This window comes from Bacillus sp. FSL K6-3312 (assembly GCF_038007485.1).
Classification (GTDB): Bacteria; Bacillota; Bacilli; order Bacillales; family Bacillaceae; genus Bacillus; species Bacillus pumilus.
Genome location: NZ_JBBOXI010000001.1, coordinates 842,889 through 869,599 on the forward strand (window position 1 = coordinate 842,889; position 26,711 = coordinate 869,599).

Annotated in this window: 21 protein-coding genes; 16 read left to right on the plus strand and 5 right to left on the minus strand. The window is 38.7% G+C overall.

Annotated elements, in window-relative coordinates:
* Position 1: 1 nt before the first annotated feature.
* Complete coding sequence (yfkAB, locus tag MHI11_RS04005) at positions 2-1,123, minus strand: radical SAM/CxCxxxxC motif protein YfkAB (RefSeq protein WP_340960503.1); 1,122 nt, start codon at positions 1,121-1,123, stop codon at positions 2-4.
* Positions 1,124-1,269: 146 nt separating this feature from the next.
* Between yfkAB and MHI11_RS04010 the strand changes: the two genes are divergently transcribed.
* Both MHI11_RS04010 and pdaA read left to right on the plus strand, forming a co-directional pair.
* Positions 1,270-1,461, plus strand: a complete 192-nt coding sequence (locus MHI11_RS04010) for an SE1561 family protein (RefSeq protein ID WP_044139757.1) — start codon at positions 1,270-1,272, stop codon at positions 1,459-1,461.
* 101 nt (positions 1,462-1,562) lie between these two features.
* Entirely contained in the window at positions 1,563-2,354 is a 792-nt protein-coding gene (gene pdaA, locus MHI11_RS04015) for a delta-lactam-biosynthetic de-N-acetylase (RefSeq protein WP_268506797.1), read from the plus strand.
* Between the two features lie 34 nt (positions 2,355-2,388).
* On the opposite strand, the gene MHI11_RS04020 is transcribed toward pdaA, so the two are convergent.
* The 3 genes from MHI11_RS04020 to MHI11_RS04030 all read right to left on the minus strand — a co-directional run bounded on the left by MHI11_RS04020 (position 2,389) and on the right by MHI11_RS04030 (position 4,518).
* A complete protein-coding gene (locus tag MHI11_RS04020) occupies positions 2,389-2,880 on the minus strand; it encodes a DUF2716 domain-containing protein (RefSeq protein WP_065097473.1) in 492 nt (163 codons plus the stop codon).
* 32 nt (positions 2,881-2,912) lie between these two features.
* Entirely contained in the window at positions 2,913-3,872 is a 960-nt protein-coding gene (corA, locus tag MHI11_RS04025; protein ID WP_044139728.1) for a magnesium/cobalt transporter CorA, read from the minus strand.
* A 133-nt stretch (positions 3,873-4,005) separates the two neighbouring features.
* Entirely contained in the window at positions 4,006-4,518 is a 513-nt protein-coding gene (locus MHI11_RS04030) for a hypothetical protein (RefSeq protein ID WP_044139727.1), read from the minus strand.
* 433 nt (positions 4,519-4,951) lie between these two features.
* Here MHI11_RS04030 and MHI11_RS04035 point away from each other — a divergent pair, with 433 nt between their 5' ends.
* The 13 genes from MHI11_RS04035 to MHI11_RS04095 all read left to right on the plus strand — a co-directional run bounded on the left by MHI11_RS04035 (position 4,952) and on the right by MHI11_RS04095 (position 18,283).
* Entirely contained in the window at positions 4,952-5,821 is an 870-nt protein-coding gene (locus MHI11_RS04035) for a DNA-3-methyladenine glycosylase family protein (protein WP_065097472.1), read from the plus strand.
* Positions 5,822-5,919: 98 nt separating this feature from the next.
* Positions 5,920-7,305 carry a 23S rRNA (uracil(1939)-C(5))-methyltransferase RlmD gene (gene rlmD / locus MHI11_RS04040; RefSeq protein WP_065097471.1) on the plus strand — a complete coding sequence of 462 codons (1,386 nt, stop codon included), beginning with the start codon at positions 5,920-5,922 and terminating at the stop codon, positions 7,303-7,305.
* Between the two features lie 126 nt (positions 7,306-7,431).
* Positions 7,432-7,842, plus strand: coding sequence for a DUF6508 domain-containing protein (locus MHI11_RS04045; RefSeq protein WP_044139724.1), 411 nt, complete (start codon positions 7,432-7,434; stop codon positions 7,840-7,842).
* A gap of 296 nt (positions 7,843-8,138) precedes the next feature.
* Entirely contained in the window at positions 8,139-9,080 is a 942-nt protein-coding gene (locus MHI11_RS04050) for a S8 family peptidase (RefSeq protein WP_044139723.1), read from the plus strand.
* Positions 9,081-9,100: 20 nt separating this feature from the next.
* Positions 9,101-10,282 carry a hypothetical protein gene (locus MHI11_RS04055; protein ID WP_231129498.1) on the plus strand — a complete coding sequence of 394 codons (1,182 nt, stop codon included), beginning with the start codon at positions 9,101-9,103 and terminating at the stop codon, positions 10,280-10,282.
* A 16-nt stretch (positions 10,283-10,298) separates the two neighbouring features.
* A complete protein-coding gene (locus MHI11_RS04060) occupies positions 10,299-10,811 on the plus strand; it encodes a hypothetical protein (RefSeq protein WP_044139722.1) in 513 nt (170 codons plus the stop codon).
* A gap of 284 nt (positions 10,812-11,095) precedes the next feature.
* Entirely contained in the window at positions 11,096-11,923 is an 828-nt protein-coding gene (locus tag MHI11_RS04065) for a MerR family transcriptional regulator (RefSeq protein ID WP_044139721.1), read from the plus strand.
* A gap of 26 nt (positions 11,924-11,949) precedes the next feature.
* Positions 11,950-13,137 (plus strand): MFS transporter, encoded by a 1,188-nt coding sequence (locus MHI11_RS04070; protein WP_044139720.1) that lies wholly within the window; start codon positions 11,950-11,952, stop codon positions 13,135-13,137.
* Between the two features lie 136 nt (positions 13,138-13,273).
* Complete coding sequence (locus MHI11_RS04075) at positions 13,274-14,104, plus strand: DNA alkylation repair protein (RefSeq protein ID WP_044139719.1); 831 nt, start codon at positions 13,274-13,276, stop codon at positions 14,102-14,104.
* Between the two features lie 278 nt (positions 14,105-14,382).
* On the plus strand, positions 14,383-15,567 hold the full coding sequence (locus tag MHI11_RS04080; RefSeq protein ID WP_044139718.1) for a DUF1835 domain-containing protein: 1,185 nt from the start codon (positions 14,383-14,385) through the stop codon (positions 15,565-15,567).
* 248 nt (positions 15,568-15,815) lie between these two features.
* Positions 15,816-16,382, plus strand: coding sequence for a hypothetical protein (locus tag MHI11_RS04085; RefSeq protein WP_044139717.1), 567 nt, complete (start codon positions 15,816-15,818; stop codon positions 16,380-16,382).
* A gap of 17 nt (positions 16,383-16,399) precedes the next feature.
* A complete protein-coding gene (locus tag MHI11_RS04090) occupies positions 16,400-17,689 on the plus strand; it encodes a hypothetical protein (protein ID WP_340909489.1) in 1,290 nt (429 codons plus the stop codon).
* A gap of 312 nt (positions 17,690-18,001) precedes the next feature.
* Positions 18,002-18,283 (plus strand): hypothetical protein, encoded by a 282-nt coding sequence (locus tag MHI11_RS04095; protein WP_003217864.1) that lies wholly within the window; start codon positions 18,002-18,004, stop codon positions 18,281-18,283.
* Between the two features lie 53 nt (positions 18,284-18,336).
* Here MHI11_RS04095 and MHI11_RS04100 read toward each other — a convergent pair whose 3' ends face one another.
* Complete coding sequence (locus MHI11_RS04100; protein ID WP_044139715.1) at positions 18,337-19,845, minus strand: helix-turn-helix domain-containing protein; 1,509 nt, start codon at positions 19,843-19,845, stop codon at positions 18,337-18,339.
* A gap of 710 nt (positions 19,846-20,555) precedes the next feature.
* Here MHI11_RS04100 and MHI11_RS04105 point away from each other — a divergent pair.
* On the plus strand, positions 20,556-26,702 hold the full coding sequence (locus tag MHI11_RS04105) for a SpaA isopeptide-forming pilin-related protein (RefSeq protein WP_340960506.1): 6,147 nt from the start codon (positions 20,556-20,558) through the stop codon (positions 26,700-26,702).
* Positions 26,703-26,711: the final 9 nt, after the last annotated feature.

Consider the following 26,711-nt stretch of genomic DNA (forward strand, 5'->3'; position numbering starts at 1 on the left):
GTTACCCCCTGGCTGTACGAGAAGTAAAATCAACATCTTGATAATAGCTGTTTTTCACAAGAACATTCGGACCGAGGCATTGTACGCTTGGACAATGACAATTCAGCTCTTTTGCTAATTTTGTGTCCATCCAGCGAGTATAAGCTGATTGCAATGTATCGGTCGCAATATTTCCAAGCGGCGGTGTATCACCAAAGTCCGTCACAATAATATTCCCATCAAAAATATTCACATTCAACCGTGAGCGTCCGTCAGGGTCATTTCGTACCGTGACATGCTTCTCCTGACGCAATCGTTTGAGAAGGCGCTGGTCTTCTTCATCTGTACTGCAAGAATAAAATGGCAGGGTGCCAAACAGCATCCATGTGTCTTGATCACGAATATCAAGCAGTTGATGAATCGCATCACGCATTTGCGGTAGCGTCAATGATTCAAGGGCGCTGGCAAAATCACTTGGGTACATCGGGTGAACTTCGTGGCGCTGGCATTTCATTTCCTCCACAATTTGTCGGTGGATGTGTTTAATATATGGAAGCGTGCGTTTATTAAGCATGGTTTCAGCAGATACGGTGACACCTGCTTTGACAAGTGCCCGGCTATTTTCAATCATGCGGTTAAATAATTTCTCGCGCTGCTCAAAGGTTGGTTTTCTGTCCATCATCGCAAAACCGACCGTTGCAAACTCTTCGATAGTTCCCCAGTTATGTGAGATGTGAAGAACATCTAAGTATGGAATAATTTCTTCATATCGCGCCAAATCAAGTGTTAAGTTTGAATTGATCTGTGTACGGACGCCGCGTTCATGGGCATACTTTAATAAAGGGACGACATATTCCCGCACAGATTTGAGAGAAAGCATCGGCTCTCCGCCTGTAATACTGATTGAGCGCAGAAGCGGAACTTCATCTAAACGGCGAAGCAGTAAATCAAGCGGCAGTGCATTCGGGTCTTTTGGCTGCAACGTATAGCCGACCGCGCAGTGCTCACATCTCATGTTACACAACGTCGTAGTTGTAAATTCAATATTTGTCAGCTTCATCTCTCCGTAATCCTGCACATCAAGATAGGCTTCCCAAGGGTCATATGCAGGTGTAATCGGACGAAGTGCTGTTTTTTGGTTCATGGTATCTATCTCCTTTTCATTCGGGCAAACGTGGACCCGCCAACAGTTAATTTTAAGCCCCATCACCGTTATACGCAAGTGGGGTTTCATTGATTTACAAGGGAAAAAAAGATAAGCTAGAAACAAATGCTAAAGGGAGTGTATCTATGGGCAAGGCAGCAGACAGCAAAGAGCAGCAGGTTGACTATTTAAAGAACCGATTAGATATGTTTATGAATGTGATTGATTCATTAGATCCTGAATCAACAGATGTTGAGGATATAGACAGACTGATCCAGATGATTGACGACCTAGAAGCGAAATATGAACGGTTTAAAAGTGATTGGAAGGAAGAATAGCTCGCACAGTGCGGGCTTTTTTCTTTAAATTGGCAGGTGAATCAGTGTATGAGTCTCGGTCTTATTCTGCACAATAGAAGAAAAACCGGGAAGTGATGTAAATGAAAAAATACATGCTCATCTGTTTATGTGCGCTTTTTGTATCCATGCCTCTCTCAGAAGCGGAAGCCGTATCTAATCAGCCCGTCCATTGGGGATTTGCGAAAAGCAAAGAACACAAGCCAGCAGATGCGGGTAAAGAACTGAACGCTCTTTTAAAAAAGTATGATGCCTTCTATTTAGGAAATACGAAAAAGAAAGAGATTTATTTTACCTTCGACAATGGCTATGAAAATGGGTACACGCCGAAGATCTTAGATGTGCTGAAAAAACATCGAGTACCAGGCACCTTTTTTGTGACAGGGCATTTTGTAAAGGATCAGCCTGAGCTCGTCAAACGTATGGCAGAGGAAGGTCATATCATCGGCAACCATTCCTATCACCATCCAGATTTAACAACAAAGAGTACGGAAGAAATCAAAGAAGAGCTGGGGCGTGTCAATGAAGCCGTGTACAAAATCACTGGAAAACAAGACAACCTCTATCTTCGTCCGCCGCGCGGTGTATTCAGTGAAAGAGTGCTGAAGGAAACAAAAGAGCTAGGCTACCAAACCGTTTTTTGGTCAGTGGCGTTTGTGGATTGGCATATTCATCATCAAAAAGGAAAACAGTATGCTTACGATCAAATGATGAAGCAGGCGCATCCAGGTGCCATTTACTTACTTCATACCGTCTCAAGAGACAATGCCGAGGCATTGGATGATGCCATCACGGCACTGAAAAAACAAGGTTATTCCTTTAAAAGCCTAGACGATCTCATGCTTGAAAAAGTATGGCATCTGCCTCAGCTATAGAAAAAAGCTTGCAGAAGACCTGCGAGCTTTTTCTTTATCCTTCTCTTATTTTACGCTGAAACAAAATCGGATGATGACGCGTGAAAGAGTCAATCAAGCCCTCACCGAAAATCGTGATACTTTGCTCCCAAGGATGTCCTAGCAAGCCCCAATGCATCTCTTTTGATAAAAAGAAATAATAATCCCCGTTAGGAAGCACAGGCACTGTCCATTCTCCAAATTCATCTTTTTCAAATGAGCCGTATGGTGTGATCCAGTAGCATTCGTGCTGCCAGTCAAGTGCCAGCATATATTCGTCTGTTCTGATAAGCTCCTGAAAAACAAGTAATGCTTTCTCTTCAAGGTCTTCATCTGCATGTAGAAGGGAAGAGTCCTCAAAATAAGCAGAAATATCATATGTAATGAAAGGAGAAGGTACGCGAAATGAAGGGAAACGAGAGATGCTCGGATTAAATTTGAAATCTCGATAGAGCGTCTCCCATACGAGCTTTCGTTCTTGATGAGACAATGGAATCCAGTTTTTCATCTAACCGCCTCCTCAGCCATTCTCTCCACACATTATTTGAATATGCGGAACCATCCTTTATGCTTAAACCACAAAAGCATACCCGAGACGAGCGCACCCATGAAAATCAGTACGCCAAAATAGCCATACTTCCAGTGTAATTCAGGCATGTTATCAAAGTTCATTCCGTACACTCCAACAATAAAGGTCAATGGGATAAAAATGGTCGACACTATGGTCAGCGTCATCATGATCGCATTCATTCGATTGGAATTCAGCGTCTGATAGCTGTCTCTTAAATCTGCTGTCATTTCTCGGTTCGACTCGACAATCTCTGTTAATTTCAATAAGTGATCATAAATATCATTAAAATATGCTTGACGATTTGTATCGCTTTTCATCATGTGCGTGTTTACAATACGATATAAAAGGTCCCTCATCGGGATAATCGTTCGTCGCAGCTTGAGCAAATCGGATCGAATTCCAAATACTTCGTTCATCAGCGTTCCATATGTTTTATGACCTTCTTCATCCTCGATTTCATTCAGCCTGTCCTCAATTTGATAAATGATTGGGAAATAATCATCGGTAAGCTGATCAATCAGCATATAAGCAATATGCTCAGGTCCGCTATTTCGGGTTTTGTCAGATTCTTTGAGCTTTCGAATGACACGATCAATGTATGGTGCTTCCTTCAAATGAAAGGTCACAATATAATTCTCACCAACAAACAGATCGATTTCCTCAGATCGAAGCGTCTTTTGATTCAGGGCATGAAGCACAAAAAATAAATACCCTTCATAAAAATCAAGCTTCGGACGCTGTAAATAATGGAAGCAATCCTCAATCGCAAGCGGATGGAACTGAAAGTATTCCTTTAAAAGCGCTGCTTCCTTTTCCGTAGGCGCATGAAAATCAATCCAATACCAGGCGATATCGGGGCTTGAAAGCTGCTGCAATGTTGCATGTTCAATCAAGTCGCCGTTTTTTGTCACTGCAATTTTCTTCAGCATGAGCACCCCTCCAGACTTGCATTATATCATGAAGCAGCGCGGGTGAACTTATACGTGTTCTACATAAAAAAAGCCGATCTCATCACTGAGATCGGTCCAATGTGCGTGTATGATTGATGGATAAAACCGAGAATTAAGGACGATGGAACGTAACAAATTTATCTTGACGATCAAACCAACCTCTGAACGCCCAGTTATCCCAGCCGCCATCGCCGTTGTTTTTAAAGGTACCACTTTCAAATACCCAAATACCGTAAACAACGTTACCAAGATTAGCAGTAGCGAAAGTTTTCACGCCGTTAAAACGGTCTTCATAATTTTGGCTTAGGTTAAAGACCATGACATTATATCTGCCACCAGCAGCATAGAAAGTGCTTTCCATCACGCTTTTAACGAATCCAGAACGGTTGGCATTTGCGTTTACTGCGTTAACAATTGCATTGGCAATTCCAAGAACATCGAAGTTGACGTTAACATTAGGACTAGCAGTCGTTCCAGCTTTTCCTTCAGCCGCTTTGTTTAATACAGTTTGCTGTAGTGTAGTTGAGACGGGTGCTGACGTTTTTTTCTCAGCAGCGTCAGCAAATACTGGTAGTGTTGAAGAAACAGCAGTGGCAAGGGCAATAGAAAGAATGGTTTTTTTCATTGGTCGGATCTCCTTTGTTTTAAAATGTTTGGGTCTTCCTTTTCGTAAAAAGTGAAACTAGGTGAAGCCGGTTATCAATGAGGTAAAATATGTTCCTGCAAGATAAAACAAATGATTGCCTAATCAGCTAATTCCTTTGTTCACCTCCTTGATATGTCATAATTATACAAATGTTTTTAGGATAGAAGATATCACCCAGAGGTTCTATTTCTAATTTAAGGAAAATGAGCCTAAAATTTTGAAGGGTGCTGTCGAATTTTAGCTGAATTCGACTAAAAATGTTCCTTCAACCAAAAGGAAAATGACCGGAAATAAGGAAGATATAACTGATAAATTCTTGTACTCTTTATGTTTAAATGTATTCAATCAAGAGAATCATTCATGCAAAGTGAAACAATCGCATCTGCGTGTTTGCAGAAAGGAAGAGGAAAACATGTGGGAAAAAGAGCTGACTGTTGAACCGCCATATCACTTTGATCAAGTGCTCAGACGCTTATCAAATGATCCATTAAAAGCAGTCGATTTGAATAAAAGAGAAATCAAAGTACCAATCAGATTAGAACAAAAACCATACGTTGTCGTCGTTCAAGCCACCGGAACAAAAGAAGCGCCCACGTTTCGGGTGAAAGGAAATGGTCCTGAGGAACCTCTCATATGTGAGGTGAAACGGATATTTGGCATGGAGCATCAATTAGACGCTGTCCATGAGCATTTTTCTCAAACCAACTTAGCGCCCGTTTTTGAGCGTCATAAGGGGACACCGCTCATGCTGGATTTTCACTTATATCATTGCTTGATGAAATGCATCATTCATCAGCAGCTCAATCTGGCGTTTGCTTATGAACTCACGAAACGGTTTGTTCATACGTACGGCGAGCAAATAGAGGGGGTTTGGTTTGATCCTTTACCAGAAGCCATCGCTTCACTTGAAACAGAGGATTTGAGAAAGCTCCAATTTAGTCAGAGGAAAGCGGAATATGTCATCGATGTCTCAAAGCGAATTGTGAGCGGCTCTCTTTCTTTAGAAGAATTACATGATTTAACTGATCTGGAGGTGGAAGAACGTCTGCTTCCGATTAGAGGGATTGGACCTTGGACAGTTCAAAATGTGCTCATGAATGGACTTGGAAGACCGAATCTCTTTCCGATGGCAGATATCGGGATTCAAAACGCCATCAAACGGCACTTTGACCTGCCTGCAAAGCCGACAAAAGAAGAGATGGCAGCATTAAGCAAGGATTGGACTCCTTATTTAAGCTACGCTTCTTTATATTTATGGAGAAGCATTGAGACAGATAAATGAAAGGGATTTTCTCTCTTTGTCCAAGTCATGGTATACTAATGAGATGGAATAAAATGAAGACAACCTATCAAGGGTTCAGATAGAACGGAGAGAATGAAGTGAAGGAAAAACAGCAAGGTGCCCTTTTGCAAAAGGGACAGCAGTTTCCGCTTACCATTAAACGCCTTGGCATTAATGGTGAAGGGGTCGGTTATTTTAAAAAGCAAGTGGTCTTTGTCCCAGGTGCGCTTCCAGGCGAAGAAGTGGTTGTGGAAGCAACGAATGTCCAAGCAAAATATGCAGAAGGTACGGTTAGAAAAGTTAGAAAGCGCTCCGAGCATCGAGTGAAACCGCCATGCCCAGTTTACGAAGAGTGCGGCGGATGTCAGCTTCAGCATTTGGCGTATGAGCAGCAGCTAAAGGAAAAACGTGATATTGTCATTCAATCAATGGAACGCCATACGAAGATATCAGTTGAAAAGTTAGATATTCGACCAACGATCGGTATGGAAGATCCATGGCACTACCGGAATAAAAGTCAGTTCCAAGTAGGGCGTTCTCATAGCGGCGACATCATTGCGGGGCTATACGGACTGAACTCTCATAAGCTTGTACCGATCAAGGAATGCATCGTGCAGCACCCGAAAACGAACAAAACAACGGGCGTTGTCCGCAAAATTTTAGAGAAATTCGGTGTATCGGTCTACAATGAACGGACAAGAAAAGGCGACGTGCGGTCGATTGTTGTTCGAGTTGGCTTTGAAACAGGTGAAGTACAAGTTGTTCTTGTCACATCAAAACCTGAATTTCCAAAGAAAAAAGAAATTGCCGAAGCCATTCAAAAACGTCTGCCAGAAGTGACGTCCATTATGCACAACATCAATGGTGAAAAAACGTCGGTCATCTTTGGTCATAAGACATCTCACCTAGCTGGCAACATGGTCATTCAAGAATTTTTAGGAGACGTCTCCTTCGAACTGAGTGCTCGTGCTTTCTTCCAATTGAATCCGAAGCAAACGCTAAAGCTTTACGACGAAGCAAAAAAAGCGGCAAAACTGACTGGCAAAGAAAAAATTGTCGATGCGTATTGCGGCGTTGGAACGATTGGGATGTGGCTTTCAGATGGCGCCAAAGAAGTACGAGGAATGGATGTCATCAAAGAATCAATTGATGATGCCAAGAAAAATGCCAAAAAACACGGCATGAAAAACGCGACCTATGTAACCGGAACAGCCGAACACTGGCTGCCAAAATGGGTCAAAGAAGGCTTCCGTCCTGACGTTATCGTCGTCGACCCGCCAAGAACAGGCTGCGAAAGCACCTTCTTAGACACCGTCAAACAAGTCAAACCAAAACGCTTTGTCTACGTCTCTTGCAACCCATCAACACTAGCAAAAGACCTCGAATACATGTCAAAAGACTACAAGATCGAATACATGCAGCCAGTCGATATGTTTCCGCATACGGCGCATGTGGAGACCGTTGTATCAATGGTAAGAGTGTAAAATGTGAAATGAATAAAGACTGTCCGTGATTTGAATACTGGCTTCTAGCTTGTAGGATGATCACGGATTTTTTTATATACTGATCCATAGGTGTCGATTAAATAAATGAAATAGAGGAGAATAAAAATGAGCCAATTCGAGATGTTGACTAAATACATACCTATGCTTCAGGAGGATCATATAGGAGAATGGGTAATAGATAAAGAAAATGATGGAACAGCGGAACACCCCATTCAGATGCCCTATGTGAATCATTCCGAAACGGTCTGTCGTTTTATCGAGGATGTCTATACCTTTGCAGAACAACATCAAGAAATGGAGCTTACCCGCTACAGTGAGATCCTCAAAGAAAATGGCATTGAGGGTGGAACGAACGATATGGAGAATGTGGACATCTCAAATTTAAATGCGCAGTGTGTACTGGCTCTCATCATGGGGGTTGTAAGAGCTGAGCGATTTTGCGATGGTGTCATACTCGATTTCTTTAAAATTGGAAACATGTTGAAGTGTCTTGAAAGATTGGATTGTTTAGAGTAAGAGAGGCTAAGTTTTGAATTAGGAAAAAATGAGAGTTTGCAGATTGAGAGAGCTTTAAAAACATGTAATACAGAATACGATATAGATTCAAGAAACGTTGAACTTTTTGATTTCATGATTCAGTTATCAATTATTAGTAAGGATTGAAAAATGAAAAATTGTTTTCCTATTCTAAAATTACCTATTGGATAAATGTTGGATAATTGATATATAGTTGACATATATAGAAGGCTAAGTTACTATCTTGTTGTTCGAATTAAAAGTATTAGATTACTAAAAGGAATGTATATGTAATAATGAAAAAATTCGTTTTGCTTCTTTTTTTATCTTTGGTCGTGATTTATGTGAGTTTTTTAATTGTCAATTCAAAAAGTAGTGAAATTCAAGAATGGGAAAAAGAACAGCAAATACCGAATTTAACAAATAAACAAATAGAAAGTTGGGGGTATAAATCATTAAATATTAAGCATGAAAAAGTTTATAAAAGACAGATCAAAATAGCAATTATAGACTCTGGAATTGATAAATCTCATCAAGAATTAAAAGGTATAGTAACTAAGGAATTCAATGCTATTAAACCTAATGAGAGCATTGTGGATGATACTGGTCATGGAACTGGGGTAGCAGGCATTATCGGAGCAAGAAATAATGGAACAGGAACTAGAGGAGTAGTAGGATCTAGCAGATTGGAGATATATTCAATTAAAGCTTTTGAAAAAGGTACTAGTAATATAAAAGTAATAGAGAGAGCATTGAGATGGGCTATAGATCAAAATGTAGATATTATTAATTTTAGTGCGGGTACATCAAAGGCTAGCGTTGAATTAGAAAACTTAATTGTTGAAGCAGTAAACAAAAAAATAATAACTATTTCAGCAGCTGGTAATAGTTTTAATAATCACATTCAATTCCCAGCTAATCAGCCTAATGTAATTTCTGTTGGGGCAGTGAATCATGAATATAATCAAGTTTCAGGTACAACTATTAAAAACGTCGATATTGTAGGTCCAGGGCTGGATATTTTGACTACATTTCCAAAAAATAGATTTAATTATTTAAGTCATACTTCATCTGCAACTGCTTTTGTAACAGGAATAGTATCAAACTTATTATCTCAAAATTCAAATCGTTATAAGATGAAACACGATGAAATCTTAAATGTTCTAGAGGAAAACGCTAAAGTTATCAAATTAAGCAATGGATCAAAATACTATTTTGTTCAAGAAAGTTACAGATAATAACAGGGAGAAAAATACACATGAAAAAAATGTTAACTAAAATAATAATAGTGTCCTTAATACTTAGTCTTCATGTACCTCTAACAAACGCTGAGCAGTTAACTGATAGTGAGTCAATGGAATTAGTAAAAAAGAAATTGGTTAATGAATTGGAGGATTCAGGTTTAGAAGATGTCGAAGTCGATATGTTAACCCCTATGGAAGTACAAACTAAAAATTTAGAAAGAGATTTGGAAGACATATATGAGGAGAAATTTGAAGGAGTCCTTAAAAAACCATTTGATGAATTAGTTAGTCAAAATCGAGAAGAATTAGATATAGATAAGGAGTATTTAAAGAAAAAAGAAAAAGAAATATCTAAAATTTCAGAAGAAGACTTTGAAGAGTTAGAAGAATTAATATTTAGTGAAGAAGAAGAAGAAGAAGATCTGAAAATTATTGAAGAAATGAAAGAACAATTGGATTTTGAGCATGAAGATAAAAAAGATAGTCTTATTGATAGCAGTGACGTCATAGTTCAAATAAAAGGGAAAAATGAATCTAATGAAGAATTTGTTTTAGGCTTTGGGTTCGAAATTGGGGACAATGTAATAAATATTTCTTCAGAAACTAATAATGGTAAGTTAACAGAGTATGAAATTAAATTAGATACTCTGTTAGAGGATTCATTTAGTGCAACTATGAAAAACCTAGAAACAAATGAAAAAGTAGATGTTGAATTAAATGATGAGGAATTTAAAACATCTGTTTTTTGGATTCCTGCTTTAGGAGCAGTAGTAACTGTAAGTATGCTTGAAGCTTTAGCTATAAGTGTCGGACTTGCTACACTGATATATTTTGCTGCTCAAGGTTTATTATCACTTAAATCTGGAGCTTTATGGGTAGCTGGAAAGGTAGCTAATAACAATACAAAAAATAAAAGATATGTTCATTATGAAGCCATGAGAACATCAAATTCAATAGGTTTATGGGTGGGACCTGGTAGATCTAAGAAGAAGGCAATTTCTCGTTTGAAACGCCATTTGGATACTTGGAGTATCGGATCAGTAAATGCACGACTTATTGCAAAAGGGGCCTCTCCCACAGGGAGATATAGATATAATAAGGCACATAAAGCTTCTAAAGGAAAACGTACATTCACACATTATCATCCTTATGAATTAAAATCTCATGCATTTTACGGGAGTGGTAAAGTTTGGTGAAAAATGAGGTGATCAAATGAAAAGTAAAACAAATTTAACTGAGGCTTTTCCTCCTATGAAAATAAAAAAAATTGATCATATTTTATTATATGATCTTGATGCAATAAAAATTGAAAAAGAAGATGAACGTATAAAATTCATTTTACAAGATCCCTATTGTCCTGATAAACATCATATTCACAGTGTGTATGTCATTTATAAGAAGTCTATACTCAATTTACTTGAAGGTAGGATTCGTTCTATTCATAGTCATGAATTCATGACTGCTAAGAAAAAGGATCGAACGATTTCTATAGAAGATATAGAATATGTATTAGAGATGGCTACAGTTGTGGTTCTTGCAAGTGAAAATAATGTAATATTGACGAATTATTTTTATAGTGGTGTCGGAGAAAGGTTAGATTGTATTTTTAATCTATGCTTAGGTTATTCAACAGATTTACAAAAGAAAGAGCATAAAGTAAGTTTGCAACGATTTATGGATGATATAAAGATTGTTGAGCAGATGGGATTGTTAGAAAAATTTTAATCGATAATAGTTGTAAATTTACAAAGTAACTCAAATTGTTTACATATAATTAGAATCAAAAAATTAGCAAAACCTAGATTTTAAGACATCTAGGTTTTTTTTGCGTAACAGCAGTTATTTCATGGTGACTGAATGCTTGATAGATGATGAATGCGAAGTCGGAGTCTACATTCTTCAACTTAGTCTAATGATAATACGAATGAATATTAAAATCTTCTGTTGACCTTCCCCTTAACTGAAAGGTTTATACTTTGATCAGATCAACAAAACGGAGGAGATGCAGGATGTTCAAGATCGGCGATTTTTCTATGTTAAGTAAAGTGCCTGTTAAAACCTTAAGATATTATGACCAAATTGATTTATTAAAGCCTAAGCAGATTGATCAAGATTCAGGATACCGTTATTACTCAGCTGAACAGCTGCTTGAGGTCAACCGAATTTTTCTGTACAAGGAATTGGGCTTTACGTTAAAGCAAATGGCTCAGCTTCTTCGTGAAGATATCTCAGTAGAGCAAATTCAGGGCATGTTTCTGTTGAAAGAAAGTGAGATTCAGCAATTGATCGAGAGAGAACAGCAGAAATTGGCGCGTATTAAGGAACGGATGCACCTCATCAAAAGAGAGGGATGTGTTGAAAAAGAACAGGAGGTCATCATCAAATCGGTTGAAAGCAAACGCATCATGTCTTTTCAATCCAACGGATCTGTTGACGAAATTCCTTCATTCTTTCAAATGTTTCATCATTTATTACTTAAACATCAACAAGAATCGATCTCTGGACCACAAGTAGTGCTATGGAGGGAATCATTCGAAAAAGAAAGTGAGTTCGAATTTGAGGTGGGGTATTCCGTCAAAGCGTTAAGGGGCACTCTTCCTCAAGGAATCACGATACGTACGTTACCTGCTGAAGAAACCATGGCGACACTATTATTTCATTCACATTCTCCATCCGCACAAACAGCTTGTATTGACCTGGCGACATGGATCGAAAATAATGGATACCGCGTGAAAGAAGACCAGCCGGGCCGAGAGATTTATTACCCATTGTCTGAAAATGAAGAAGGCAGACTCATTGAAATTCAAATTCCTATTATAGATGAAATCAAATCGTAAACATTGCCCAAAGGAGAAACGTCACGATGAAAAATAAAACCGTTGTCTATTTACTTGCATTAGCAGCCTTTTTAATCGGAACAATCGAATATATCATTACAGGCATTATCCAGATGGTCGCAGATGATTTACATGTCACGACGTCTGCCGCTGGATTATTGGTCACGTCTTTAGCGCTCTCAGCGGCAATCGGCGCACCGATTGTCATTGCACTGACCATCAATATAGACCGCAGAAAAATACTGTCATGGATGCTGATGATTTTTATTTTAAGTAATTTCATCACAAGTGTCAGCCATTCGTTTGAAATGGTGATGATGACAAGGATTTTACAAGGAATCAGTGGGGGAACGGCTATTGTGGTGGCAATGGCTGTTGCGACTCGTCTTGTAGAACGTGAAAAAAGAGGAACAGCTATTGGTATCATTTTAATGGGACTCAGCAGCTCCTTAGTTTTAGGCGTTCCAATCGGGACATTTTTAAGCAGTATGATCGGATGGAAAGCATTATTCGCAGCCATTGGATTGATCACGCTTATTCCGCTGATTGTTGTGTATAGGCGAATCCCCTCTATGAAAGAACAAGAACCGGTGACGCTTCGTATGCAGTTATCGATTTTAAAAGACAAGCGAATATTACTCGCGGTGGCAGTGACGCTATTCTATGTAGGTGGATATTCCACGTTATTTACCTATTTAACGCCCTTCCTGCAAGCATCAGCAAACCTTAGCATCACAGAAATCAGTGGTATTTTGTTACTAGCAGGAATATGCAGCTTTTTGGGTTCCAGCCTTGGAGGGATGGCGTCAGATAAAAAAGGCCCAATATTCACGATTTTCTCAGGAATCATTTTGCAAATCATCATGCTCTTGCTGCTATCATTTGTCACAGGTAATCTCGTGGTCATGGTAGCTGTCATCATGATATGGATGATCGCTACATGGAGCACATCACCAGCTCAGCAGCTATATCTTGTCACACTTGTACCAAAATCTCCTGATATCGCCTTAAGTGTCAATACATCATTTATTCAATTCGGATTTGCCTTAGGCTCTGGTGTAGGAGGGATTGTGCTAAGCGAAACATCTATATTAAACCTAAGCTGGATCAGTGCTGGCACTGTTTTTCTCGCTTTACTTATGACCATTCTAATGGTAGCGTTTGATCGGTTTTCTCAGCGTAAGAGTTTGAAGATGATCGAGCAAGGAAGCTAACTTACATTCAATTTTGTATGGAAGGAACTACTTATTTCGGGTAGTTCCTTTTTGATTTGAAGAATGCACCAGTGAAGTTGTTTATTTGCTACAATAGGAGTCAATATCCAAGCCGCAGACAAGGAGAGAATACAGAATGCCAATAAGTGAGGAAATGATCAATCGAAAAGGCGCTCGAAAGGGGACTGATATCCCTCATGACGTCTTGACCCTTTTGAATCAGGGAGAGATCGAAAGTGTGAATTTAACTGAATGGCTGGCTGTCAATCATATGACGCTAATACAGCATGTTTTGCCGTCCGTTGGTTTAGAGCATCGTTTAGACGATGTATCATCTGAGATCACTAAACAAAAAGCTGAATCAGGAATGAAAGCCATTCGGCTCATTGGTCAATTGTTAGATGACGTGCTACATGAAGAGAATGAAGAAAAACAAACGGAAGTGCTGCAGGTATTTGCTCACCACGTATCTGATAGCGTTCGCTGTTGGGCTGCTTATATGAACAAACAGAGTTTATCAACCTTGGAAGAGAAACTTGCGTACATTCAGCCATTTGCAGCTGATCATCATTTTGGTGTTCGAGAAATTGCGTGGATGTCAGTGAGAGAAAGTCTAAGTCTACAGCTCGATCAAAGTATAGAGCATTTAACAGAATGGGCAAAAAGCGAGGATGAAAATCTTCGCCGGTTCTCTTTAGAGGCAATCCGTCCGAGAGGGGTATGGACAAAGCATATTGAGTTATTAAAACAGGAGCCAGAGAGGGCACTGCCTATTCTAAATTTACTCAAATCCGATCCATCCACATATGTTCAAGATTCTGTAGGAAACTGGCTCAATGACGCGAGTAAAACACAGCCCAATTGGGTAACGAACCTGTGCGACCAGTGGTCAAAAGATTCTGACACAAAAGCAACTAGCAGAATTGTTAAGAAAGCCAAGAGAACGATTGTGAAGGGGAAGTTGTGAATAAGGGCTTGAACTGAAATTCCTTTTTTAAGAATATTTACATAAACAAATCAATCAGAAAGAAAGCCTCAAGAGCGGGGTGTACGCAAATGGCCCCACTTCGAGGGGCTTTTCGTTTTTCGTAAAAGTCTAGCTTCCGCGGTTCTGCCTTTATCACTTATGTAAAGATCTGATCATCTCATTGTCATACTTTTGAATGAAATTGACTCAATAGAATTGACGAGGGAACCATGAATAGGTGAAGATGAAGTAAACTGTAATATAAAGGGAGACGACTGATGATACATATCGTATTTGGGGCAGCAACTGCCGGTAGTTTAAAACAAGCATTCTGCGAAATGAAGCAAGATCAAGTAAATGATATTATCGCTTTTCATGACATTTATTCGATTGGACCCCTTCTGCATTTGCATGAACATGAAGGACAGGAGAATCGTATAGAGTGGCTGCGTAACGTGATATCAAATGAATTTGGCCATTTTGACGACATGGTCACCGATCAGCATAGAATGCTTCAGCAAATAAAAGATATAAAAGACGGTACGCGTATTCTCATCTGGACAGGCAGTAATGCACATGAGCAAATTGGCTTACGATATGCCATCTATTTATTAAAAGAGAAAAACATTGAATTGTCTCTCATCAATACAACGACCGCATTTGATCAACTGTTCAATACAAATACAAGAAGAATGGATATTCGGCATGCCGGTGAAATCACAACTGAAAAATTGAAAGTTTTGTACAAAAGTAAAGAGCATATGCACTCAGTAACAAAAGAAGAAAGAGCGCAATTCCTCATCGAATGGCTTTCATTTGCTAAAGAAAATCATACGCTGCGAATATGGCAAAAAGGACAAACGATCAGCGTACCAGAAGATGAATTTGATGCTTATTTAGTGAAAATGGCTAAGCGGCTTCATCAGTCCCATCCAGAAGAGGAGTACATCGTAACGCCACGTTTAATAGGGGAAGTGCTCGGTCATTTAGAACAGTATATCGACGATGATTTTATTGAGTATCGACTTAAGACATTAATTGATCAAGGGATTTTTGACATGATAGGAAGGCGCACTTCCATGCGTTATTACTCGATTAAACTGACAGAATTCGGTCAGAACTTCAAAAAGTGGGTGTGCTGTCGAGAGTATGAGGATCATCCTTTTGTGAAAATTGAAGGAGATTATGGATATGAACCTTTTCATTGTGGGCATTGTCAATGTCATTTAGAAAAAGACGATGTACCAATAAGTGATACACTTTTCTCGAAAATCTGGAATTGGAACATACAGTATGGCCGCTGGTTTGACGAAGAGACAGATGAATTGGTACTAAATGGTGCAGACATGGAAAAGAAATTCAATCAAGAAGGAGAGCGTATCACTGAAGAAGTGAAACGAGCCTTATCCCCTGCGTTTCAAATTGAATACAGCCCAAGTGAATACACGCAATATTTCATTTGAAGAATGAATTTCGATGACTTTAAACACATGGCGGCTCAACAAATAAAAGACAGAACAGTTGCTCAAGAAATGATGTGCTGATTTCATGAAGAAGGATAAGACGTTCATTGAATGATGGGCGTCTTTTCATTTGCGAAAAAAGCCGAATTGACAATAGAAAGGGAAAATATTGAAACATTTTTTCGGTGAAATCGTAATAAAGATAGAGCGTTCAACAGAAACATTTGAAACGGGGAGGAGTTTATGACATGGAACAAGCTGCACTGAAAAAGATGAGGACAAAACAAATAGCTGTCTCTAATTTATTTGTCGGACTTATGATCATCGTTTTTTTTATGTTGATTCAAATTGTTAAAATCCAATTTACACATTTCCTTTTTTGTTTAGGAATTTTAATGCTTCTCCAAGGCATTTTAGGCTTTATTAGAAAAGGAACAACAAAATCTTTCATTCCAATTTTCGAGCAGATAGCTATTTATGAAAAAGAGAAATTAGGGAAAGAGTGGGAAAAAGAAAAACGGTTAGATAATGTTTGGAAAGTCATATTGAGTGGCATTATGTTTATTCAATCATTCACTTTTCAAAATGTGGATAATACATTCAGTGACGTCGATCCTGCATTGATCATTTTCTTGTTTTTGATGGTTCTAGCCATTTTAAATATAAGCATGCTTTTTCGTTTTAGAAAAATTGACCGATCGACTGTAGGTGAATTAACAGGCTACACAAAAGAGTCAAACATAATGGCAATAGCTTTAGGCTTTTTTATGGCAATCATCATCTTCATCTTTATCGTCATTTTTCTTCTTCCATAAAACATAACCATTTTGAGGTGAAACCATTGAATGCAAACATACAACAATTGATTGATCAGACAAAGTCGAAATTTGGCTTAGATCTTTATGATCTAAAAAGACACAGCTTTCATCGTTACGTCAACATGTTCAATGAAACGATTTATACATTGAATATGGAATGGTTCCCCTCTCATGAAGCTGAACCTGCGGACGACGATGTCAACCCAGACGGCACAGCTGTCATTGAAGTGAATTTGAATACAGGACAGATCGAATCGGTTATTTTTGTCATGGACAAAACTTATGCGCAGCATGGGGTCACGTTTAAGAGACCTTATCCAGCTCATGTCATTCAATGGATCGAACAAGAAACAGGATTGATCTATGATGAGCATTTTCATATGCATCAGAAGGAGAAAGGGGAACTTTCTTTCGAAGAAGCAATAGATGGTATGAAAGTAACATCTTCAGGCAGAATCGAAGTGAAATGGAATGAACATGGACAGCTCATGTACTTTACACACCACGGCCCATTTTTAGCCAAAACATTACTGAAAGCTGAGGAATATGCACTTTCTCTTGATAAGCTGGAGAACTTAGCCGAGCAGCAAGTACAGCTGTTTCAATGGCCTTCCTTCGAGCATAATCGAATCCGGTCTATATATGCGTTAGAAGAAATTTATGTGAAGAACGATGGAACAGGAACTCTTCCGTTTGAACTTAGGCGTGAAGAAACGCATTGTATACACATGAATGAGATCATTGAGTGGAATGAACCGTTAAATAATGCTTTTGAAAAAAAGGAAATGAATATTCATGAGAATATTTCAGCTGAACAAGCTTTCTCATTGGAACCGTCACCAGATACCTTCCCGATATCAAAAGAAGAGCAAGCTGAGTGTATCAAAGCAGTCCGAACCTTCTTGGCGCAAAAATATCCAAAGGATACAGGGAAGTGGGTTCTGAAAACACTCCATCGAGATCATGGATACATCGATGCGATATTAAAAACGAACGGGCAAGAAGGCAGTGGGTTTATGGACAAGGTCAAGGTCTTCATTGACGCCACCTCGTTTGAAGCCGTTAATTACATAGATAAAAAAGAAATGTTTCAAGTGTGCGGGATACTGAGCCCCTCTCAAGCGGCAAGTGAAATTTCTGTATCTCAGAAAGAAGCCTTTGAAAAATTGAGAGAACGTCTTGAACTTACACCTATTTACGTCTATGACGAAGCGCAAAAACATTATGTTCTATGCGGAAAGCTCGATTGCCATGATGGTGTTGATGCAGAGAGCGGCGAAGTGTTTTCTTTGAAAGAACAGTGAGGAGCTGTTCTTTTTTGTCTCATTGCACCAATTTTTTGAAGAAATTTGGAATTTTGTAGCAGGAAGTTGTCGTTTCATCACGAAAGAAACAGATAAGAATATGATCATAGGTCCATCGGTTGGAATTTAGTAGACGTCATACATATGAAACACTCATGACAGTAAAGTTGATCTACAATGCTTTTTGAAAAAAATGAAATCGTGTCTTTAGTAGTATACGACATTTGATGGGCTGACATCATAGGATGACTTTGAACATGTTTGGTTTAGGTAAGCTTGAAGCCATGATAGAAGAAAGTGAGGATATCTACCTTGAGTACATTGGAAGTGTTTCGTCAGTTTTTGGTTGACCATTATCCTGCGTTACAAGATGAACTTTGGCTAAAAGATGTTGATACCCTTCGAATCTCTCCTATTCTTCATCCTTTTCTGAAAAGCAAGCTGCCAGAGGGGATCGAAAAATTCACTTGTGTCCTATTCACGCAGCAGACAGATCAAACGGCTGCACCGCTCAAAGTATACCTTCTATTAGATGAATATGAGCAATCACTTTATGCCATTGATTTGATGAATGAACAAATAGTGCTTCATTAATACAGAAGCAAAAAGCTGCTTGAGAGCTCCTCAGCAGCTTTTTTTGATATACATTAGTCGATCATATCAACCAATCTTGAGTGCAAGTTGTCCAATTCTTTCTTTGTTGGAAAAGAGCTGATCAGTAGCGTAGATTGTCCGAATTGAAGAGGCAGCTCAGTATCGGTCACAATCATATCGATCCCAAGTTCCTCCATCGTGACATCATTTAATGTATTCTCTGGACTTGTGAAAATGTGAATGAGAGGAGGTACGCTTAATTTAATTAAATCCGCAATAAACAAACTATGATAATAGCCTAATGTTGAAATAACAAAAATGTTCAGCGTGTTTCTCCGTTCCATTTCCAGATGAACAAGTCCTCTCCAGGAAGACGTAATCATACGAATCAATTCCCGTTCATTTCTCACAAAAGGACCGAGGATATCGTCTGTTTTTAACTCTTGGATGATATGAGTAATCCTCGAATAGAAATAAGGAAACTGTTTTTTCACCTCTGATAAATAGCTCGATTTCTTTTTGAAAAGGAATCCATCTCTCACGGTAATTTCATTGGAATACACATAATATTGGAGAAGAACGAGTGTCATCACCTTGCGATTCGCTATTTCTTGATGAAAAATCGACTCCAATTGGTTGATAAATGAATGAATGGCATCATAAAGTCGTGGTGTATGTGACTGGAAGAACGTCAATTTTTCTTCGACAGTTTCGATTGATTTAAAGTGTCCAATAGCTGGTTCGATCAATAGCAAGAAGACAAATTCATGATGATCCAGCGTCACATCAAATACGTCTTTGGTCATTCGGCAAATATGCTCTTCCCATGTTTTGATTTGATCATAGATCCCTTTGGCTGCAGAAGTTTGTTTTTCCTCTTTCATTGAGTACGTATATTTACGGCTTATTGTGAAATTTTTCCTCATTCGGTGAATGGAAACGGCGAACCACAGGCAGTATTTATCTATCGCCACATCTGGTACATTGACTTCGATCACCTGAAATAGCTCTTGTAATAAATCAACTGCATCTTGCTTTTGAATTTCATCGAATGGCCAAAGCCGGCTTCCATACACTTCAAACAAAAATTCAACAAAGAATTGACGAATCTCCTTCTCATTTCCATGGAACTGCATACTATCTGGGCGTAACTCAATGTCATAAGAGACAAGAATCGAATTGATTTTATGAATGGTGTTATACAATGTGGATCTACTGATATTAAGCGTGTCCATCCATTCATAGAAAGACCTGTTTTGTTCGAAAAAAATGCCGTCAATTAATCGAATTTCAATCGTATCTTTTAAAATTTCTTTGATATAGTAGTCCACTCGTATTGTCTGTGTATAACAAATGGATATGCCTTGTCTCGGCTTTATGTGGATTAACGGCTCACCGTTCTCTGTTTTGAACGATTTCATTTGTTCTAAATCGCTTTGAATGGCACGAACCGAACCGATATGTTCATTCGATATCTCTTGAAGGCTCCACCACTTATTTTTGGATACAAGCAGTTTTAAAATGTTTATCCATCTCTTTGATTTATTATCAATGAGCTCCATCAAACAACTAACTCCTTCCTTTGGCTTGCCTCTATATTATGAAGTTCACTTAAAGAACATTTGATTCTCAAAATAGGCATGAAATGATTGTAATGTTTAGGCTAAATCGTTTTGTCTTCACTTTTCATGATAAAAGAGAAAAAAATTAGACGAAAACAAATGTTATGCCCTGATTCTCCATATTTTTCATTTAAAAGGTGATAAGTAAGCCATGAATCCTATAAAAATGGATCATTTTAGATATTTTGTTTATTTTTTTGCTGTTGAAACGGTAAATGTAAGAATAAAACGCAGCAGCTTTTTGATTACCATATGAAAGGGAGTAGAAAGGAATGCGATCTATATGATGCTGAACTGTCTCACCTTACATACCATATGATACATGCTTGTTTCATATGAACGAACCATATGTGAATACATGCTTATATATGCATGTACACATCATTTATTGTTCATTCCAGTATAAATAGAAAAATTCACTTTTATTCTTTTATGATCTCTTTCACTATTCCCCATTTCTATAGACCTCTACCTAGTTATTATATCCACTACTCATGTTTCCCTTTCAAGCTCATGATTGATCAACTCATTTTATTCATAGGGTCTTAAGGTGCAAATTTTTAGAAAATATTTGATCAGAAGCGGAGTGATTGATCTGACAGTATACAAATGATTTTTTTATCATTGTTGAAAATTAATTTTAGAAAAGGGTGGATGTATTGAAAAGAATATTGTCATTGGCTCTCATCGCGGTGTTAGTCATACAGTCTAGTATATTAGGAATCTTGCCTTTAGCAGGGGCACAAGCAAAAGAAAGCCAAGAAAACATTTATGGAGATATTGAGTTTGCTGATAGCGAAGGAAACAAGTTATCAAACATGGAAGACCAGCAAGTCAGAAAGGCAATTGTCCATTGGTCGATAAAAGGAATGGATCTAAAAAAGCAACATCCCTATGTTCTCTCTCTTCCTTCAGCCATACAGGTAGAGAAGGAGCAGAAGGAACCCATTACTGTGGGTGACATACTTGTTGGTGAGTATACCGTTTCAAAACAAAATGAAGTAACGGTCATATTTAAAGAAGATGTTGAGCTTGATCCAAATTTAGAAGGATCAATAGACATCGATGTCACCAGTATACCTGAGCCAAAAGAGAAAACAAAGCAAAACGAGCGTGAAGAAAGCCTTCCTAAAGATGACTCAACCTCATCTGAAAAAGACGCTAAGAATCAAGAAGCCGCTCAAACGAAACAAAGTGATGAAGATGAATTACTAAAAAACAAAGTGAGCGTATCTAAGCGTGTAGGGCTGCAAAGTGTTTCAAAACAAATGCAGATACAAGAAAATCTTCTCACTGATGCGAAATTAATTTTTGAAGATCAAGAAGGAAATTCAATTGATAAGCCTGACATCAACTCGCTTATTTCCATTAACTATGAGTGGGCGATCCCAAATGGTCATAGCTATAATGGCGGGGATGAATTCCATTTCAAGGTTCCAGAGGAATTAGTCATTTACGAAAAGATCGATCGTCTCGAGATGAAATTTAATCAGGCAACCATTGGTTATTTTTCTGTAGATGAAAACGGAAATGCCTCCATCGAATTCACTGATTTTATCAAACAATATTCAAATATCCATGGAACACTTCAAGTGTGGACGCAATTAGATCAAAAAACAGTCATTACTGAAGAAAAAGAAGTAGTCATTACCCCGATTGAAGGCAAAGATACGATATCGATCCCGATTCAATACATTCCAAATGGTCCAAACGTCTCTAAAAAGGGAGAACCAAATCGATCTTACAATGCTGAAACCATTCAATGGACAGTCGATTTTAATATGGACTTAGACGATGTGAAACAAGCGAGACTTTTAGATCCGATTCAAGAAGGTCAAGCGTTAAAAAAAGATTCAATCAAGCTTTATCGTGTTGATACAAAGCTAAATGGTGAAACATCGCTTGGTCAGCTGCTTGACGAAAACCACTACACAATTGGCCAAACAGCAGATGGTCAAGATTTCACGATTGAATTTAAAGATGACGTGCATCTAGCTTACCGTTTAATGTATGAAACGGACATTACGAATCAAGATCAGTCTGCGTTTCGTAATAAAGCATCCTTTGTCTCTGCTGATAAAGTGATTAGTTCAGCAGAAGGAACAGTAAATGTGACAAGAGGCAGTCCTTTAGATAAAAAAGCCGCCCAATACGACCCAGTCACACAAACAATTACGTGGGAAATTCGTTATAACTATAACGAAAAAAAGATTGCTGAAAAGGATGCTTTGTTAGAAGACTTCTTTAATGGCACACAGGCGCTGATTTCTGATTCATTTCAAGTCAAGGAAGTCACAATTGATCAGGATGGCAAAGAATCAGGGACAAAAGCGTTTGGAAATTATGTGGTTCAACCTCAAAAAAAGGATGAACAAAACGGGTTTACCTTGCAATTCAATCAAGATATTCAATCGGCTTATCTCATCACATATCAAACAAAAGCAACCGAGCGGATTTTTGAAGCTGAAGACATTATCAATACTGTAACAGCTGGCAAAGAGAACAAACAAGGGAAGCAAAGAATTGACCAGCAAATCTTAACGAAAAATCATGGAACACCGAATTACAAGAACAAGACCATTCCATGGCGTATCACCTTCAACAAAGATCAACAAACCATGAACAACGTGATATTAAAAGATACGTTTACAAACGAAGGATTGACGCTGCAAAAAGATAGTTTAAAAGTGACAACAGGTAATACAGTGCTTGAAGAAGGCACAGATTATCAAATAGTTGAACATGCAAATGGATTTGATATTCAATTTACGAAAGAAATTAAGACAGAACATACCGTCACATATACAACGTCTTTTGATTATGAAAAAAGAGCAGATAAAGATCAAAAGAACCTGCGTAACCATGTAAAGCTTGAATGGGTAAATGAAGATGGCAAGGATTTGACGAAGGAAAATCAATCTGTCTTCACGCCTGACACATACACACAGTCAAATGGGTTCAAGAACGGAACCTATGATGCAAAGAAAAAAGAGATCACATGGAATATCGGTGTGAACTATAACTTGAAACATTTAGAAGAGGCGAAAATCGAGGATTTCATTCAAGGAAATCAGCGTTTGCTTAAAGATTCAATCACCATCTACTCGCTTGATTTACAAGGCGGGGAAAATGGAGCGGAAGAAAAAGAGGTATTAGCGAAAGAACATTATGACATCAAATTCCTTGAAAATGAAAAAGGAGAATCAGGCTTCGAAGTCATTTTCAAACATGCCATTGATTCCCCATACAAAATCACGTATCAAACAAGTGTTGAAGGAATGGATTTAGTACAGAAAACCTACGAAAATAAAGCGATCCTTTATGATGGAAAGACGAAAGAATCAGACGTGAATGCTGAGGTGTCCATTCCAAATGGAGGGAAATACACGAGCAAATCAGGAAATCAACAAGGGAAAGTCATTGATTGGAAACTGAATATTAACTTTGGTCAATCAACAGTCCAAGATGCGACGATTATAGACCATCCAAGCAGTAACCAAGCGATAATAGAAAACTCATTTCATCTCTATTCGACGACAATAGATGAAAAGGGGCAAGTGACCAAAAAGGAAGAGCTGGAAAAAGGGAAGGATTATGAACTAGACCTTGAATTCGATCCAGATTCTTTTCAAATCAAATTTAAAGAAGAAATCACGAGACCATATATTTTAGAATACCAATCTCTCATTTTAGATAAGGTGGGAAGTACACTTCAAAACGAAGTAACGTTTAGAGGTGAAAATGTAAAAGAAATCAAAAAGGAATCCGAAGCCTCAATTGTGGTCAAACGCACTGCTGGCATGGGAGATGGCACAGGAGCGATTGGCGCTTTAACCATTAATAAAGTAGATGCGAGTAGTGGAAAAGCGCTAAAAGGAGCAAGCTTTTCTTTGACAGATGCTGCGAGCGGTATCGTCATTGGAACAAAGACAACAGATGAAGAAGGAGCTCTTCGATTTGATCGTCTTCTATATGGTGACTATATCGTGACAGAAGAGAAAGCACCTGATGGTTATATTAAGACGAAGGAACCAATCAATGTAACGATTGATCAGCCCTACGAAGCAGGAGATCAAGCGAAAACAGGAAATAGCATGACGGTGCAGAACCAAGAAATCCGCCAGCATGTCAAGTTAACGAAAAAAGACAAAGAGACGGGTGCGGTATTAGAGAATGCAGAATTTGAACTAAAAAATGAATCTGGAGATACCGTCCAAACCCATTTGAAAACGGACGAAAAAGGAGAAATCCTTTTCAAACATCTTGAGCCAGGTTCCTATTATTTTGTTGAGACAAACGCACCGAAAGGCTATCAATTAAATCAGCAAAAATGGCCGTTCACAATCAAAGAAAATCAAACAGAAACAACGATTGTAACTGCAGTAAATGACATCATCAAAGGCTCTGCTGAATTGAGCAAAATAGGTGAAGGCGGAGAGAGACTAGAAGGTGCACAGTTCAAGCTCTTAGATCAAGACGGGCATGAGCTAAATGGTTTGCTTGTCACAGGAGAAAATGGCAAGATCACGATAAACGAACTAAGACCGGGTACGTATCAGCTCATTGAAACAAAAGCACCTGATGGTTATGTATTAGATGAAACACCAATCAAATTTGAAGTACCACTCGATCCAACAGAACCAGTCATCATTTCACAAAAGAACCTATATGAAACAAGTGCATTAGAAGTGATGAAAGAAGGGGAAGATGGTAAGAAGCTTCAAGGTGTTCGATTTGAAATCACGGATCAAAATGACGAGGTTGTACGTAAAGATTTGACAACAGATGAAGATGGGAAGCTTTTGGTCGATAACCTCAAACCGGGCAAATATCAGCTCGTAGAGACAGAGAGTATTGATGGTTATCAAAAGAAAAATAAACCTTATCCGTTTACCATCGAAATCGCACAAAAAACACCGGCAGAGATCAAAGTGATCAATGATCTCAAAACTGGAGCTGTCCAGCTCACGAAGCTTGGTGAAAAGAATGAAGCGCTTGAAGGAGCAGAATTCAAGCTTGTAGATGCAAATGGAAAAGAGATGAAAATAGGTCTCGTCACTGATCAGAACGGGGAAATCATCGTCAACGATCTTAAACCTGGAACCTATCAGTTTGTTGAAACGAAGGCTCCATTCGGTCATGAGCTTGACGAAACACCTGTCACTTTTGCTATTCCATTTAACCCTGAGAAGCTGGTTAGTGTGACAAAAGAAAATAGCCGCACAACAGGCGGAGTGCTGTTACACAAAAAAGGCGAAGATGGGAAATCATTAGAAGGGGTTGTCTTTGATCTATCTGATACCAAAGGAAAGATAGTGGCAGGAGGAGAAGGGATTACAACCAATCAGGATGGAAAAATCACCTTCACAGGTCTAAAACCTGGAACCTATCAATTTGTTGAAAGAAAGAGTCTTGAAGGCTATGAATTGAGTGCGAAACCACTTGTCTTTCAAGTTGAATTAGGTCAAAAAGAATTGATTCAAGTGGAGGCCATCAATCAGCTCAAGAAAGGTTCTGTAGAACTAACAAAAATAGGGGAAGAAAAAGAAAGATTGAAAGGAGCAGAATTTACACTTTTCAATGACGATGGTAAAGAATTGATGTCAGGTTTAACAACCAACGAGAAAGGCATCATCACTGTCAACGATTTGAAACCAGGCGCTTACCAATTGGTTGAAACGAAGGCTCCTTTCGGACATAAACTTGATGCAGAACCAGTAGACTTTAAGATTGATTTCAATCCAAATCAACTGGTAAAAGTGACAAAAGAAAATATTCGGACGACAAGTGCTGTGAAGCTTCAGAAAAAAGGGGAGGATGGTCAGTTGCTCGCTGGCGTGACCTTTGACCTGATTGATGCGCACGATCAGCGTGTGAAGAAAGACTTAAAGACAGACAAAAACGGTCAACTAACAGTCGATCAACTGAAGCCAGGAACCTATCAATTTGTCGAAACAGCAAGCATTGCCGGCTATGAATTGGATCAGACACCTGTCTCATTTACGATCCGTTTAGGTCAAGACAAACCAGCAAAAGTAGAAATGATCAACAAACTGACGCCGGGAGCAGTGGAACTGACCAAAGTGGATGATGAGGGACATACGCTCGAAAATGCAAAGTTTGCTCTTCTGAGTAAAGAAGGGAAAACGTTGAAGAAATCACTTGTAACGGACCAGAAAGGAAAGCTTCGCATCAACGATCTAAAACCGGGAGAATATCAATTCGTTGAAACGAAAGCACCTCATGGCTATGAATTGGATCATAAGCCGATCCTGTTTACAATTGAGAAAAATCAGCAGAAGCCACTTCAATTAACAGCGAAGAATCACTTGATCTTAGGAAGTCTGCGTATCATAAAGGTAGACCAGCAGACAGATAGAACTTTAAAAGGTGCAGCCTTTGACATTCGTACAAAAGCCGGGAAAACCATAAAATCTGTGACAACAGGAAAAGACGGAGAAGCCATTGTCAAAGGGCTTAAACCTGGTGAATATACACTCACAGAGACGAAAGCTCCAAATGGTTATGTAGCTTTAAAGAAACCACTCGCTTTTACAATTCAAATGGGCGAAATGGAGATCAAGACAATGATTGTGAAAAATGCTCCAGTGAAGAATGAAGAGGACCACACGAATCCTCCAGCCTCACCTAAAGGGGATCAACATCCACCTCATGACTCAAACGGTGAGCTGCCAAAGACTGGAGAAGAATGGCTGCGTTATTTGATGTATGCAGGGATTTTACTAGTAGTTTCTGGAACTGTTCTTCTTGTTATTAGAAGAAGAACCATTCAGTAAAAGGAAGGA

Coding starts and splice junctions, on each gene's coding strand:
- yfkAB (WP_340960503.1), bottom strand. CDS start 1,123: ATGAACCAAAAAACAGCACTTCGTCCGATTACACCTGCATATGACCCT.
- MHI11_RS04010 (WP_044139757.1), top strand. CDS start 1,270: ATGGGCAAGGCAGCAGACAGCAAAGAGCAGCAGGTTGACTATTTAAAG.
- pdaA (WP_268506797.1), top strand. CDS start 1,563: ATGAAAAAATACATGCTCATCTGTTTATGTGCGCTTTTTGTATCCATG.
- MHI11_RS04020 (WP_065097473.1), bottom strand. CDS start 2,880: ATGAAAAACTGGATTCCATTGTCTCATCAAGAACGAAAGCTCGTATGG.
- corA (WP_044139728.1), bottom strand. CDS start 3,872: ATGCTGAAGAAAATTGCAGTGACAAAAAACGGCGACTTGATTGAACAT.
- MHI11_RS04030 (WP_044139727.1), bottom strand. CDS start 4,518: ATGAAAAAAACCATTCTTTCTATTGCCCTTGCCACTGCTGTTTCTTCA.
- MHI11_RS04035 (WP_065097472.1), top strand. CDS start 4,952: ATGTGGGAAAAAGAGCTGACTGTTGAACCGCCATATCACTTTGATCAA.
- MHI11_RS04045 (WP_044139724.1), top strand. CDS start 7,432: ATGAGCCAATTCGAGATGTTGACTAAATACATACCTATGCTTCAGGAG.
- MHI11_RS04050 (WP_044139723.1), top strand. CDS start 8,139: ATGAAAAAATTCGTTTTGCTTCTTTTTTTATCTTTGGTCGTGATTTAT.
- MHI11_RS04055 (WP_231129498.1), top strand. CDS start 9,101: ATGAAAAAAATGTTAACTAAAATAATAATAGTGTCCTTAATACTTAGT.
- MHI11_RS04060 (WP_044139722.1), top strand. CDS start 10,299: ATGAAAAGTAAAACAAATTTAACTGAGGCTTTTCCTCCTATGAAAATA.
- MHI11_RS04065 (WP_044139721.1), top strand. CDS start 11,096: ATGTTCAAGATCGGCGATTTTTCTATGTTAAGTAAAGTGCCTGTTAAA.
- MHI11_RS04070 (WP_044139720.1), top strand. CDS start 11,950: ATGAAAAATAAAACCGTTGTCTATTTACTTGCATTAGCAGCCTTTTTA.
- MHI11_RS04075 (WP_044139719.1), top strand. CDS start 13,274: ATGCCAATAAGTGAGGAAATGATCAATCGAAAAGGCGCTCGAAAGGGG.
- MHI11_RS04080 (WP_044139718.1), top strand. CDS start 14,383: ATGATACATATCGTATTTGGGGCAGCAACTGCCGGTAGTTTAAAACAA.
- MHI11_RS04085 (WP_044139717.1), top strand. CDS start 15,816: ATGGAACAAGCTGCACTGAAAAAGATGAGGACAAAACAAATAGCTGTC.
- MHI11_RS04100 (WP_044139715.1), bottom strand. CDS start 19,845: ATGGAGCTCATTGATAATAAATCAAAGAGATGGATAAACATTTTAAAA.